The organism is Bacillus sp. LBG-1-113, from assembly GCF_020708615.1.
GTDB classification, from domain to species: Bacteria; Bacillota; Bacilli; order Bacillales; family Bacillaceae; genus Bacillus; species Bacillus mojavensis.
Genome location: NZ_JAJFDG010000014.1, coordinates 41,208 through 55,424, shown reverse-complemented (window position 1 = coordinate 55,424; position 14,217 = coordinate 41,208). Strand labels below are relative to the sequence as shown.

The 14,217-nt window shown below is 43.5% G+C and carries 15 protein-coding genes; all 15 read right to left on the bottom strand.

The window, feature by feature from the left end:
* Nucleotides 1-345: 345 nt before the first annotated feature.
* Complete coding sequence (gene lysS / locus LJF29_RS20350) at nucleotides 346-1,845, bottom strand: lysine--tRNA ligase (protein ID WP_229150233.1); 1,500 nt, start codon at nucleotides 1,843-1,845, stop codon at nucleotides 346-348.
* 91 nt (nucleotides 1,846-1,936) lie between these two features.
* On the bottom strand, nucleotides 1,937-2,938 hold the full coding sequence (gene dusB, locus LJF29_RS20345) for a tRNA dihydrouridine synthase DusB (protein WP_229150232.1): 1,002 nt from the start codon (nucleotides 2,936-2,938) through the stop codon (nucleotides 1,937-1,939).
* 13 nt (nucleotides 2,939-2,951) lie between these two features.
* Nucleotides 2,952-3,170 carry a helix-turn-helix domain-containing protein gene (locus LJF29_RS20340; RefSeq protein ID WP_010332728.1) on the bottom strand — a complete coding sequence of 73 codons (219 nt, stop codon included), beginning with the start codon at nucleotides 3,168-3,170 and terminating at the stop codon, nucleotides 2,952-2,954.
* Nucleotides 3,122-3,625 (bottom strand): 2-amino-4-hydroxy-6-hydroxymethyldihydropteridine diphosphokinase, encoded by a 504-nt coding sequence (gene folK, locus LJF29_RS20335; RefSeq protein ID WP_168746770.1) that lies wholly within the window; start codon nucleotides 3,623-3,625, stop codon nucleotides 3,122-3,124. Before folK ends, LJF29_RS20340 begins: the two co-directional genes overlap by 49 nt.
* Nucleotides 3,622-3,984 carry a dihydroneopterin aldolase gene (folB, locus tag LJF29_RS20330; RefSeq protein ID WP_229150231.1) on the bottom strand — a complete coding sequence of 121 codons (363 nt, stop codon included), beginning with the start codon at nucleotides 3,982-3,984 and terminating at the stop codon, nucleotides 3,622-3,624. The genes folK and folB overlap by 4 nt, the downstream gene beginning before the upstream one ends.
* Entirely contained in the window at nucleotides 3,977-4,834 is an 858-nt protein-coding gene (gene folP / locus LJF29_RS20325; protein ID WP_010332725.1) for a dihydropteroate synthase, read from the bottom strand. Before folP ends, folB begins: the two co-directional genes overlap by 8 nt.
* A gap of 14 nt (nucleotides 4,835-4,848) precedes the next feature.
* A complete protein-coding gene (gene pabC, locus LJF29_RS20320) occupies nucleotides 4,849-5,697 on the bottom strand; it encodes an aminodeoxychorismate lyase (RefSeq protein ID WP_010332724.1) in 849 nt (282 codons plus the stop codon).
* On the bottom strand, nucleotides 5,697-6,281 hold the full coding sequence (pabA, locus tag LJF29_RS20315; RefSeq protein WP_168746768.1) for an aminodeoxychorismate/anthranilate synthase component II: 585 nt from the start codon (nucleotides 6,279-6,281) through the stop codon (nucleotides 5,697-5,699). The genes pabC and pabA overlap by 1 nt, the downstream gene beginning before the upstream one ends.
* Before the next feature lie 13 nt (nucleotides 6,282-6,294).
* Nucleotides 6,295-7,704: an anthranilate synthase component I family protein gene (locus LJF29_RS20310; RefSeq protein ID WP_229150230.1), complete on the bottom strand. Its 1,410-nt coding sequence runs from the start codon at nucleotides 7,702-7,704 to the stop codon at nucleotides 6,295-6,297.
* Nucleotides 7,705-7,866: 162 nt separating this feature from the next.
* Nucleotides 7,867-8,793, bottom strand: a complete 927-nt coding sequence (gene cysK / locus LJF29_RS20305; protein ID WP_010332721.1) for a cysteine synthase A — start codon at nucleotides 8,791-8,793, stop codon at nucleotides 7,867-7,869.
* A gap of 75 nt (nucleotides 8,794-8,868) precedes the next feature.
* A complete protein-coding gene (locus LJF29_RS20300; RefSeq protein WP_229150229.1) occupies nucleotides 8,869-9,762 on the bottom strand; it encodes a peptidyl-prolyl cis-trans isomerase in 894 nt (297 codons plus the stop codon).
* A gap of 48 nt (nucleotides 9,763-9,810) precedes the next feature.
* Complete coding sequence (gene hslO, locus LJF29_RS20295; RefSeq protein ID WP_229150228.1) at nucleotides 9,811-10,686, bottom strand: redox-regulated molecular chaperone HslO; 876 nt, start codon at nucleotides 10,684-10,686, stop codon at nucleotides 9,811-9,813.
* Nucleotides 10,687-10,697: 11 nt separating this feature from the next.
* Nucleotides 10,698-11,474, bottom strand: a complete 777-nt coding sequence (locus tag LJF29_RS20290; RefSeq protein WP_010332718.1) for a type III pantothenate kinase — start codon at nucleotides 11,472-11,474, stop codon at nucleotides 10,698-10,700.
* A 187-nt stretch (nucleotides 11,475-11,661) separates the two neighbouring features.
* Entirely contained in the window at nucleotides 11,662-13,575 is a 1,914-nt protein-coding gene (gene ftsH, locus LJF29_RS20285) for an ATP-dependent zinc metalloprotease FtsH (protein WP_010332717.1), read from the bottom strand.
* 97 nt (nucleotides 13,576-13,672) lie between these two features.
* On the bottom strand, nucleotides 13,673-14,215 hold the full coding sequence (gene hpt / locus LJF29_RS20280; RefSeq protein ID WP_038954341.1) for a hypoxanthine phosphoribosyltransferase: 543 nt from the start codon (nucleotides 14,213-14,215) through the stop codon (nucleotides 13,673-13,675).
* Between the last annotated feature and the right edge of the window lie 2 nt (nucleotides 14,216-14,217).

Sequence of the window (14,217 nt, the reverse complement as noted above, 5' to 3'; positions counted from 1 at the left end):
CGTTCGTCCTGAGCCAGGATCAAACTCTCCGATAAAGTAGTTTGACTGACTACGCACATCGCTGTGCGATTTATTTAAAACTTGAATTAACAGGTACGTTTTGTCTTGTTTAGTTTTCAAAGATCATTTTGTCACTTCGTCTAAGCGACTTTATTATTATAACTCTTTGTCTTATTGGAGTCAATAACTTTTTTGAAGTTATTTTTTTGTCATCGCCTTGTTTAGCGGCAACGAATAATAATATACCACCTTGTAAATAATAGTGCAATAGTTTTTTTGAAGAAAAACCAAAGGAATTATAAAAGAGCGTCATCCTTCTATTAGAAAGGTTGACGCTCTTTAACATTAGCGCTGTCTCATTTGCGGGAATAACAGTACATCTCGGATCGAAGGAGCATTCGTAAGCAGCATGACGAGGCGATCGATCCCGATGCCTAAGCCTCCTGTTGGCGGCATGCCATACTCCAGGGCTTCAACGAAGTCTTCATCCATTAAATGAGCTTCATCATTACCCTCTTCTCGTTCTTTTAATTGGGCTTCAAAACGCTCTCTTTGATCAATAGGGTCATTTAGCTCTGTGAATGCATTTGCATGCTCACGGCCTACGATAAACAGTTCAAAACGGTCTGTGAAGCGCGGGTCCTCTGGATTTTTCTTAGCAAGAGGAGAAATTTCTACTGGATGCCCATATATAAACGTCGGCTGGATAAGCGTTTCCTCGATTTTTTGTTCGAAGAATTCGTTTATAATATGGCCCACTGTCATAGAGTCTTTAATCTCTACACCATGCTTTTTTGCATATTCACGGGCCTGCTCAACAGTTACCTCTTCCCAGAAGTCAACGCCTGTCGCTTCTTTGACTGCGTCAACCATATGGATTCTTTTCCACTCAGGTTTCAGTTCAATTTGTTCTTCGCCGTATTGGATTGTCGTCGTGCCAAGCACTTCTTGTGCGATATGTGCGACAAGGTTTTCAGTTAAGCTCATGATATCTTTATAGTCAGCATACGCTTCATATAATTCAATCATTGTGAATTCTGGGTTATGGCGTGTAGAGACGCCTTCATTACGGAAAACACGGCCGATTTCATATACTTTTTCTAAACCGCCGACAATCAAGCGTTTCAGATGCAGTTCAATCGCAATACGCATGTAGAGCGGAATATCTAAAGCATTATGATGGGTAATGAACGGACGCGCGGAGGCTCCCCCTGGAATGCTGTGCATAGTTGGTGTTTCTACTTCTAAGTATCCGTGATCATCAAGGTATCTTCTCATCGCTTGAATGATCTTGCTTCGTGTGATGAACGTATGTTTGCTGTCCGGATTTACGATAAGATCCAGGTAGCGTTGACGGTAGCGCTGCTCAACGTCTTTTAAACCATGATATTTATCCGGCAGCGGACGAAGCGCTTTTGTCAGCAAATCAAATGATGTTGCTTTTACAGACAGTTCGCCTACATTTGTTTTGAACACTTTTCCGGTTACGCCGATAAGGTCACCAAGGTCGGAAGATTTAAAGATTTCATATTGGTCGTCACCGACACTGTCTTTTCTTACGTAGATTTGAATTTGACCTTCTAAATCCTGAAGGTGCGCGAAGCCGGCTTTTCCTTTACCGCGCTTTGTCATCATACGGCCTGCGATTGTGACTTCAATCGCTTTTTCTTCTAACTCTTCTTTCGTTAGATTTTGATATGCCGCAATAATTTGCTCAGATTGATGAGTTCTTTCAAAACGTGCGCCGAATGGATCTATACCGTTTTCTCTCATCTGGTTCATTTTGTCGCGTCTGACTTGCAGCTGGTCGTTTAATTCTTCATGATTATGCTCTTCTTGACTCATTGTTATCACTCCATTACAGATATTGTCTCATGAAAAAAGCAGAAAAACTGCCAGCATAAAACTGGCAGTGAGCAGCAAATAGAGGTGAGTATTATCCTACTTTTGCGTCTTGAAGCCCTTTTGCCTCAACTTCAGCAGTAAATGCATCTAAAAGCTGTACAAGCTCTTCTCTTGTCTCGCAATGATTGATTCCATTCCGAACCTCCGCATTTCCTCTTACGCCTTTCAGATACCACGCAGCATGTTTTCTCATTTCTCTTACCGCTACATTTTCACCTTTTAAGTTAATCAAGCGGTCAAGATGCAGTTTGCATACCGCCATTTTTTCACGTACTTGCGGCTCTTCTTTTAATTCACCTGTTTCAAGGTATTGAACTGTACGGTAAATCATCCACGGATTGCCCAGTGCGGCGCGACCGATCATGACACCGTCCACTCCTGTTTCATCAAGCATACGCTTAGCATCCTGCGGCGTCTTGACATCACCGTTTCCAATGACCGGAATCGATACAGACTTTTTTACTTCTTTGATAATATCCCAGTTTGCAGTTCCTTCGTACATCTGCACTCTTGTACGGCCATGAAGCGCAACTGCTTTTCCGCCCGCACGCTCAACAGCCTGTGCGTTTTTCACGGCGAAAATGTGGTCTTCATCCCAGCCCATTCTCATTTTCACTGTAACTGGTTTATCAACGGCATCTACTACTGCAGCAACCATTTCGTAAATCTTATCAGGATCCAGAAGCCATTTCGCTCCCGCATCGCATTTTGTAATCTTGGGTACCGGACATCCCATGTTAATATCAATGATATCAGCAGTTGTGTTCTGGTCTACAAACTTCGCCGCTTCCACAAGGGTTTCCTTTTTTCCTCCGAAGATTTGAAGGCTGAGCGGTTTTTCACGTTCATCAATATAAAGCATACCCATTGTTTTGGCATTGTTGTAAAGAATCGCTTTGTCGCTGACCATTTCAGCGCATACCAATCCGGCTCCGAATTCCTTTACAGTCAATCTGAATGCTGAGTTGCAGACACCAGCCATAGGGGCCAGCACAACCGGATTTTTCAATTGAATATCACCGATTTTAAACATTTTTCCCCTCCTTTCATTTGTTATTATTTTCTGGCGGCGCTAATTCGTCCGCGCTTATATTTAAAACATCTGCTGCGCTGTGAATGATGGCAGCTGACGGCAATCGGTTTCCGCGTTCAATTTCGCCGAGAATGGAAACTGATATACCTAATGCTTTTGCAAATCCTTCTTGAGTATAACCTTTCAGCTTTCTGAATGCACGAATTCGTCTACCCCAGATTTCTGCTTCCATACTCTTACACCTTCTTGGTCGGTTTCCGCGCTTTTTGCTTCTTTTTCAACCCACTTGCATATTTCCGCAAGCGGCGCAAGGACAAATAAACGCTCATACATTCTCGGATGCGGAACAATTAGTTGCTCTGTTTCAATATTTTCACGATTAAACAGTAAAATGTCAAGGTCTGCCGTCCGCGGACCCCATCTGACTTCTCTCGTCCTGCCCAATTCATTTTCTATATGCTGAGTTAGCTCAAGGAGCTGAAACGGATTCAGCGACGTCTCGATTTCAACTGCCATATTTAAAAATTCATCTTGGGCTTCGTATCCGACTGGGTCTGTTTCGTAAATAGAAGACACTTTTGTGACTGTTACTGCCTCATGGTGATGGAGCATCTCCACCGCTCGCCGTAAATACGTTTCTCTATCTCCAATATTAGATCCAAGTGCAATATAAGCGATATTGTTCATGATTTTTTTCTCGTGATTTCTATTGCTACTGATTTATAGTGGCCGGGAATGGGCGGGTCTGGCTTAATCACTTTTACAGTACATTGCTGTACCCGATGAAATTTCTTCAGGACAGTGTCCGCAATACGTTCTGCCAGTGTTTCCACCAGTTTCACAGGCTCACCTTCGACGATATCTTTACATACATGGTAAAGCTCGGCATAGTTAATGGTTTGCTCAAGGTCGTCTGTTTGTCCCGCCTTGCTTAAATCCAATTCTGCAGTTAAATCGACTTTAAAACGCTGTCCGAGCTTGTTCTCCTCTTTTAACACACCGTGATAGCCGTAAAACTCCATGCCTTCTACGTAGACTTTATCCATGATGCATCCCTCCCTTGTTCAGCATTGCATCCATCATTTTTGCCATTCTTGCTATTTGTTTTACATCATGGACTCTCACAATGTCACAGCCCTTTTGAATGCCTAGACACACAGTTGCACCTGTGCCCTCAGCCCGCTCCTCAGGAGGAAGATCCAGCACACGGCCGATAAATCTTTTTCGGGAGGTTGCAAGGAGAACCGGATAGCCAAGTCCGCTGAAAACCTCTAGCTTGTTCATGACTGCCAGATTATCGTGATAGTCCTTCGCAAAACCTATACCGGGATCGAGGATAATGTTCTTCTCCTCTACCCCTGCTTCAACAGCAATCTTTACACTTTCCATTAAATCTGACAGCATATCCGGTATTAAGTCGTTGTAGTTTCTTTCTTTGCGGTTATGCATGAGAACGATTGGAACATTGTGTTCAGCTGCGACAGACGCCATTTTCGGATCATACTTTGCTCCCCAAATATCATTGATAATCGAAGCGCCGGCTTTAACAGCTTCATCGGCGACAGAGGCCTTGTACGTATCTACAGAGATCGGCACTGCCAGCTCTTTTGTAATCCGCTCAATCACAGGAATTACTCTGGCCATTTCTTCGTCCTCGGACACATATTCGGCACCGGGTCTTGTCGATTCGCCTCCGATATCAATAATATGCGCACCGTTATCAATCATCTCTTTCGCGTGCAACAGGGCCTTGTCCAGGCTGTCATATTTTCCGCCATCCGAGAAAGAGTCAGGCGTTACGTTTAAAATACCCATCACCAGCGTCTTTTCTTGATATGATAATGCGCTGGGTTTGGTATGGATTACTTGTGTTTGGTTTATCGTTTGCTGCGCCATTCTCTTCCTCCCTGTCATGAATTCATGTTCTTTATTTCTTGATGGTATAGCGTTTGTAAAGCGGAAGTTATTTCTCCGTTTCTGCCCGGATAGGTCACTTCTTCTATTTGAGAAAACGGAATGATCTCAAGAACCGAGTTGGTCATCCATGCTTCATCTGCCGTCAAAAGGGCTTCAAGCTGGTAGCGGCCGGTTTTGACATCCATTCCTATTCTCTTAGCGTTCTCCATGACAAAACGTCTCGTGACGCCGTCAAGAATTCCGGTATCAAGTGATGGTGTATAGATACAGCTGCCTTTTCTCCAGAAGACATTCGAAATGATGCCCTCTGCTACAGCGCAATCCTCCGTTAAAAAGATCCCTTCAAACCGCGGATCATTTCCGATCTCCCGTTTCGCATACATATTATTTAGATAGTGATGAGATTTTAACCGGAACGGCCCCTCCGGTGTGTTTCTCCGTATCGACAAAACCTTCCCTTCTTTTTGCAAAGGAAGACTTTCTGGTTTTAGCTGGTTAACAAAACATAAGACAGTCGGCTTATCGTAAGTTTGAGCAGCGAAGCCTTTATCACTGATTCCGGCTGATATGTTCAGCCTGACGCGGGCATTGCCGTCTTTGATATCATTCAGCCCGAGCAGCTTGTCCAGCATCTCAATAACCTCTTGTTTTGTCACAGTATACTCGATCTGCAGATCCTTAAGTGCGCGTTCAAGCCGTTCTAAATGCCAATCAAGCAGGAACGGTCGCCCTTCATAAAGCCTGAAAGTCTCAAAAACACCGATCCCATATAAAAAACCATGGTCAAAAGGAGAAAGAACTGCATCTTTCTCCTCTATAAATCGGCCGTTTACATATATCATCACGCAATGACTTCCTTGCGGTACGTTTCAATAAAATTTCTGAGCATTTCTTTTCCAAAGGAAGTCATAATAGACTCTGGATGAAATTGAACGCCTTCTATCGGAAGATCATTGTGCCGTATAGCCATGATTTCTCCCTCTTTCGTTTGTGCCGTTACTGTGAAACAGCTTGGCAGCGTTTCAGACTTTACGATCAGTGAGTGGTATCGTGTCGCCACAAGCGGGTTTTGCAAACCTTTAAAGATCGTCTTGCCGTCATGCTCGATTTCTGAAGTTTTTCCGTGCATCAGCCGCTCTGCTCTGACCACGTCTCCGCCAAACACCTGTGCGATAGACTGATGTCCGAGACATACCCCAAAAACAGGGATTTTGCCTGCGAAGTGTTTAATTGCTTCAAGGCTGATCCCAGCTTCATCAGGACTGCACGGTCCGGGTGAAATCATTAAGAAATCCGGTGACAGCTCTTCAATTTGCTCTATTGTGATATCGTCATTGCGTTTTACAATCAGCTCTTCTCCAAGCTCGCCCAAATACTGCACTAAGTTGTACGTGAAAGAATCATAGTTATCAATCATTAAAATCATTTCTCTGCTCACCTCATCTAATTTTTGTCTCTACTTCGCTCAGCTCTAACGCCTTTTGCATCGCAAAAGCTTTTTTGAATGATTCTCTGTATTCATGCTTAGGGACAGAATCAATCACAACTCCTGCTCCGGATTGCATAAACGCCTGCCCTCCGGTTGCATAAATGGTTCGGATCACGATATTAAATTGAAGATCCTGATTATATCCAAACCACCCTATAGAACCAGTATAAAGCCCACGGCGTGTCGGCTCAAGTTCTTCTATAATTTCCATTGTCCTTACTTTAGGCGCACCTGTAATCGTCCCTCCAGGAAATACAGCATGAATAATATCGACAGCTTCGTATCCATCCTGCAGTTCACCTTGGACATTAGACACAATGTGCATGACGTGGGAGTATTTTTCAATTGCCATGAATTCATTAACCCGCACTGATCCGTAACGTGAAACTCTGCCCAGATCATTTCGTTCCAGATCAACCAGCATGACGTGCTCAGCGCGTTCCTTTTCATTATGGATTAATTCTTTTGCGAGCGCTTCATCTTCCTCATCCGTTTTCCCTCTGGAACGAGTGCCTGCGATCGGTCTTGTCTCTAACAGTTTGCCCTTTTTACTGACAAGAAGTTCAGGAGATCCGCAAATAATTTGGAAATCCGGTGTTTCTAAATATGCCATATACGGAGAAGGATTCACTTCTCTCAGCTTTTTGTAGATTTCATACGGGTGAGCAGACAGTGACTGCGACTGCCTGATCGATAGGTTAACTTGAAAAACATCTCCGCTGGCAATGTATTGCTTGATTTTCTCTACAGCCTGAGAAAATCCTTCTTCAGTAAATGGCGCTGCAAAGGAACCGTCAGTTGTATATGTCATCTCATGTAACGGCTCACCGGGAAGCTCAGTCAGCCACATATGTTCGAGCTGGGACAGCTTTTCGTCCGCTGATTCGTTCTCGTCATTCACATGGGTGACCAGCCAAAGAGATTGTTCTTCATGGTCATAGACGGCTATATCATCAAAGACAAGAAAATAGATATCAGGTGTCTCTAGGTCATCTAATGAGAGCATTTTAAAGTTTTCAATGTAGCGGGCGTAATCATAGCTGAGAAACCCGATTGCACCGCCTTGAAAATCTGGGAGCTCGTGATCTGTTTCTGTTTCCAGCGTTTTAAACCAGCTGTGGAAGGCACGTAGTGGATCACCTTCTTCAAACAGCATCTCATCCCCATGCTTAATGGTTGTAATTCCGTCTTTTCCTTTTACAGTCGCAATTGGATCGAGACCGGCTATACTGTATCTGCCGCCTCTTGCACTTTCAAGAAGCACGTGCTGTTTTCTGGATTGTGAAAGTTTCTCATATTGTTGCAAGAATGAATCTTTTTGAAAAGGTACTTTTCTGCCTGCCGGTCTGCGTTGTGCCATTTATATCATTCCTCTGTTTTCTTTTTCTGCTTTTTTTATTGTAAAGCAATATCATGAGTGAAAAAAGTGAATTTCTCTTCCAAGAATAAGATTCGTCGCGGACACGGCATATTTGATGCACAAATAAAAAAACTCCCGGGCTCCGGGAGTTTTTCGGATTTTTTAATCGAATTGATACAGCGGCGTACTCAAATAACGTTCGCCGTTACTCGGAATGATAGCTAATACTTTTTTGCCCTTTCCGAGTTTTTTCGCTACTTGAATAGCTGCATAGATGGCCGCACCTGATGAGATGCCTCCGAGAATTCCTTCTTCACGTGCAGCTCTGCGCGCATATTCAAATGCTTCTTCATTCTTCACAGGGAAGATTTCATCGTATACTTCAGTGTTTAAGATGTCAGGCACAAAGCCAGCTCCGATTCCCTGAATTTTGTGGGGGCCTGGTTTTCCTCCTGAAAGCACTGGGGAATCTGACGGTTCAACAGCGTAGATTTTGACGGAAGGATATGCTTCCTTCAGGACTTCACCCGCTCCCGTAATCGTTCCGCCTGTTCCGATTCCGGCTACAAAAGCATCAAGCTGGTCATCACCGAATTGCTCAACAATTTCTTTACCTGTTGTTTGGCGATGGATTTCAGGGTTCGATGGATTGTTAAACTGCTGCGGCACGAAGTATCCGTGTTTTTCTGCAAGCTCTTCCGCTTTCTTAATGGCACCTTTCATGCCTTCCGCACCCGGCGTCAGCACAAGCTCAGCACCATATGCGCGAAGAAGGTTGCGGCGCTCCATGCTCATTGTGTCAGGCATAACCAAAATCGCTTTTAAACCTTTAGCTGCAGCAACCATTGCCAGCCCAATTCCTGTATTTCCGCTTGTCGGTTCAATGATTGTATCGCCAGCTTTTAATTTCCCTTCTTTTTCAGCGGCTTCAATCATCGCTAAACCGATACGGTCTTTTACACTGCTTCCAGGGTTCATGTATTCAAGCTTCAAATATACATCCGCACTGTTTTCATCAACAAGGCGATTTAATTTAACGATTGGCGTATTCCCAATTAATTCAGTAATGGAGTTTGCTACACGTACCATTCTTGACACCTCAATTTCCGACTATTTGTATTGGTATTATGTATATAATCTATCAATTTCAAAATTTTTTGTCAATCATTTAGTTCTTTTTTCCCCATAGAACCAAGACACGTCAGCTTCTTTCCAAAGCGATTTTACAGTGGCTTTATCACCTAACTGATCCATGGCGATCTGCCGTTTAATCTGATTCTTCACTTCTTCGTATGAGAACGTTCTCGCATTTAACTTTTCTTTCAGTTGAATAATCGCATAGCCGTTGTTTACCTTGATCGGTTCGTCTGACCATTCATCTTGTTTTAGTGTCTTTGCTTCTTCAATGTATGATGACGGAATGTTGTCTGATGCTTCAGTGACAAACCCTAAATCTCCGCCGTATGGTGACGTATATCTGTCCGTGGATCGTTCCGCCGCAACAGCTTCAAAGCTTGAGCCGCCTTCAAGCTCTTTTAAAACTTGTCTGGCTTCTTCTTCATCCTTTACAACAATATGCCGAATACGATACGAATCATCAAACTGATACAGTTCTTTATTTTGATTATAAAATGATTTCATTTCTGTCTTTGAAATATCAATATCCCTTGTTAATAATTCTTCAAGAAGAATATTATAGCGAATTTGGTCTTTCCACTCTTTTTCAGTTGTATGCTCGTCTTCGTAAAATGAATTGTTTACCGCCTTAATCAGCAGAAATTCCCGTTCAATTTCGTTCTTAGATACTTTGAGATCGTTCTTTTTGGCAAGCTGCTCAACCACGCGGACATTGATCATATCTTCGAGTGTTGATTTTCCGTATTCATCTTCCATTTCCTTCAGCCATTCTTCTCTTGTGACGCTTTTGCCTCCAATAGTAGCAATGGACTCGTTGGACGGGGAAGCGCTGGCTTGAGATTTCGTCAGTGTATATGCTACCGCGATACAGCATACCAGCAGCGCGCCCCAAATGATTGTCCAGATTGTTCTTGATTTCAAATTTACTGTCAGCCCCTTTTCTTAAATTCAAAAAACCCGCTAAAGAGCTTAGCGGGTCGTTTGGTCTCGAAGCTCTTCCAGCTCTTCTTTTGTAAATAAGTACTTTTCATTACAAAAATGGCATACTGCTTCGGCTTGTCCATCTTCTTCTATCATATCTTGAATTTCTTTTTTGCCTAGTCCTAAAACGGCTGTTTCAAAACGCTCTTTTGAACAAGGGCAATGGAATTTAACAGGCATGTTCTCCAGAATCTCAGGCTTTTCTCCTAAGACTTCTTCCAAAATTTCTTCCGGTGTAAGCCCTTTTTGAATCAGTTTAGAAATAGGTTCTACTACAGATAGACGCTGTTCAATTTTTGTGATGATTTCATCATCTGTTCCCGGAAGAAGCTGAAGAATAAAACCTCCTGCCGCCAAAATGGTATTGTCTGGGTTAACAAGCACGCCGACACCTACAGATGAAGGAACCTGCTCCGATGATACAAGATAGTACGTGAAATCTTCTCCCAGTTCTCCGGAAACAATTTCTACTTGTCCTGTGAAGAATTCGCGTAGGCCTAAATCTTTTACAACACTTAATGTTCCATCTGTTCCGACAGCGCGTCTGACATCCAGCTTGCCGTGTTCATTCAAATCAAAATGAACATGCGGGTTTGAGACATATGCCCTGACTTCCCCTTTAGCATTCGCATCAGCAACAATCGCGCCGATTGGCCCGCCGCCTTCAACTTTCACTGTCAGCTTATCATCACCTTTCAGCATAGAACCAAGCATGAGTGAAGCTGTCATTGTACGGCCCAGTGCAGCGGATGCTGTCGGCCATGTGTCATGCCGTCTCTGCCCTTCATTCACCATATCAGTTGTCCTTGCAGCATATGCGCGAACTTTTCCGTCATATGCCAGTGCTTTTACTAAATAATCCATTACAAAACCTCCTATACACTTCCCACGCGGTTTCGTTCATAAATCAATTCCAGCCCTTTTAGGGTTAAGAATGGGTCAACGATGTCTATACAATCTGATTCGTTTGCGATTAATGGCGCAAGGCCGCCTGTCGCAATGACTTTCGGTTCTTGTTTTGCCTGCCATTTCATTCGTTTTACGATTCCTTCCACTTGGCCGACATAGCCAAATAAAATTCCTGATTGCATCGCGCTTACAGTGCTTTTTCCGATAATATTGTCAGGACGGGCGATTTCAATACGCGGAAGCTTTGCCGCACGCGAGTACAGCGCCTCTGTCGAAATTGTAATTCCTGGCGCAATCGCTCCGCCCATATATTGTTTGTTTTCATCGATATAACAGTACGTTGTGGCTGTACCAAAATCAACAACAATCAAAGGATTGCCGTATAAGTGGATTGCCGCAACAGCATTAACGATTCTGTCAGCTCCGACTTCTTTCGGATTGTCGTACTTTATATTTAAACCGGTTTTCATACCAGGACCGACAATTTGCGGTTCGATATGAAAGTATTTTGTGCACATTCTCTCTAACGAAAACATGATTGGCGGCACAACTGAAGAAATGATAATGCCTTCTATTTGTTCAAACATGAGACCGGAGTGATCAAATAAAGAGCGCAGAACCATCCCAAACTCATCTTCTGTTTTATGCCTGCTTGTTTCTATACGCCAGTGATATTCTAATTCACCATCATGATATACACCAAGTACAGTATTGGTGTTCCCCACATCAATAACAAGTAACAACCTCTATCACCACTTTTGAATAGTTTCTCTATCAGTACTTTTACAAACATTCTACAATACCATACACGATCGGCGGCTCATTTGTAAACAAATCGACACCATGATTGGCTGATTGAAAAGACGGCAGCAGAGGCTGATTCACATAAAAAAACTGCCAGCGTCAGCCGGCAGTTTTTATCAGAAAGCGTTACTCTTTTGTATCGTCTTTCTTTTCTTCTGTTTTTGACAGAATGTTTACTTTCACATCATCGTTCTTCTCATCATCAGAGAACTTACGCTCAGGCAATGTTCCATGATCGACAAGGTGTTTGATTTGTTCAGCATCCAGTGTTTCAACTTCCAGAAGCGTCTGAGCAATCAATTCAAGCTTGTCACGATTTTCTGTCAGGATTGTTTTCGCACGCTCGTAACACTCTTTGATAATGCGCTGAATTTCCTGATCAATTTCGTAGGCAATTTGATCACTGTAGTTTTGTTCGTTGTTGAAATCACGGCCTAGGAATACCTGGCCACCCTGAGACTGTCCAAATTGGAGCGGTCCCAGTTTCTCTGACATACCGAATTCTGTAACCATTCGTCTTGCAATATTCGTCGCACGCTGGAAGTCATTGTGCGCTCCTGTGCTGACTTCGCCAAAGATAATTTCTTCAGCAACACGTCCGCCCAAGAGACCGACAATTTTATCAAGCAGCTCCGGCTTTGTCTGGAAGTAACGGTCTTCTCTTGGAAGCATAACGGCATAACCGCCAGCCTGACCCCGAGGAACAATCGTTACTTTATGAACCATATCAGCCTCATCTAAAACGAGTCCGATAACGGTGTGTCCGCCTTCATGATATGCCACGATATTGCGTTCTTTCTTCGAAATGACGCGGCTTTTCTTAGCTGGTCCGGCAATAACCCGGTCCGTAGCTTCATCAATGTCGCGAGCATCGATTTTTTTCTTATTTTGACGAGCCGCCACAAGAGCAGCTTCATTCAATAGGTTTTCTAAGTCAGCGCCTGAGAAACCAGGTGTTCTCATGGCAATCGATTTCAGGTTTACCGTTTCATCCAGCGGTTTGTTTCTCGCATGGACTTTCAATACAGCTTCACGTCCGATTACATCTGGGCGGTCCACTGTGATTTGACGGTCAAAACGTCCCGGACGGAGTAAGGCTGGGTCCAAGATGTCCGCACGGTTCGTTGCGGCAATGATGATAATTCCTTCATTGGCACTGAATCCGTCCATTTCAACAAGCAATTGGTTGAGCGTCTGTTCACGTTCATCGTGTCCGCCGCCGAGACCCGCTCCACGCTGGCGTCCGACTGCGTCAATCTCATCAATGAAGATCAAACAAGGCGCATTCTTTTTCGCGTTTTCGAACAAGTCACGCACACGGGAAGCACCGACACCTACAAACATTTCAACGAAATCAGATCCGCTGATGCTGAAGAATGGCACACCGGCTTCACCGGCTGATGCTCTTGCTAGAAGTGTTTTACCGGTACCCGGAGGTCCGACTAAAAGCACACCTTTAGGAATTCTTGCGCCAAGCTCGGCAAACTTGCGGGGATCTTTCAGAAATTCAACAACTTCCACGAGTTCTTGTTTCTCCTCGTCTGCCCCTGCAACGTCTTTAAATTTGACGCGTTTCTTTTCCTCTGTATATAGCTTCGCCTTACTCTTACCAAAGTTCATGACACGGCTGCCGCCGCCTTGAGCTTGATTGAGCAGGAAGAAGAACAGAATAAAGATAATGACAAATGGGATGATGGTCGTCAGGAACGTCACCCATCCGCTTGTTTCTTGAGCGGGATCAACCTTTACATCTGTCTTTTTTAAAGCATTAAAGATCTGGTCTGCTCCCTTTCCTTCAGGAACATGAGTCAAAAAGTATTGATCCTTGTCGTAATTTTTCAGCTGTCCTTTTACCTCATAAACACCTCTGACAGGCTGAACCGACACGCTATCAACTTTCCCGTCATCCAGGTTTTTGATGAACGTGCTGTACGACATATTTTCTGTTTTCGGATTTGAGGTCTGGAAGTAGCTCACAACCCCGATTACTACTAATAAAATAAGTAAATAAAAAATGGTATTACGGAAGACCCGATTCATTCCTTACCTCCTCCCACAGTAAGCACAACTATGTTCAATAGTACCATAGAAAATCATTCCAATACAACCAATAACCATCTCGGAAGCAGGCTGCCGATCAGCTTTCATAAACTGCCGGTTTTAACACTCCGATATAAGGCAGATTGCGATAGCGCTCAGCATAATCAAGTCCGTAACCCACTACAAACGCGTCAGGAACTTTAAAGCCGACGAAGTCTGCTTTAATGTCCGCTTTTCTTCCGCTTGGTTTATCCAAAAGGGTAACAATCTTAATTGATTTTGCTTTACGGTATCGGAAGAGCTCTACTAGATAACTTAAGGTTAACCCACTGTCGATGATATCTTCAATAATTAAGATGTCCCGGCCCTCTACAGATGTATCCAAATCTTTTATGATTTTTACTTCTCCAGATGAAACCGTAGATTTTCCGTAGCTTGATACATCCATGAAATCCATTTCCAAATATGTATCAATATGCTTGATAAGATCCGCCATAAAAGGAAGAGCTCCTTTTAACACACCGATTGCCAACGGAAATTTATCTTGATACTCGCTTGTTAAGTCTGCACCTAACTCTTTTACTTTCTCTTGTATCTCTTCCTCTGAGATCAGAACTGTTTCAATATCATGTTTCATCATGA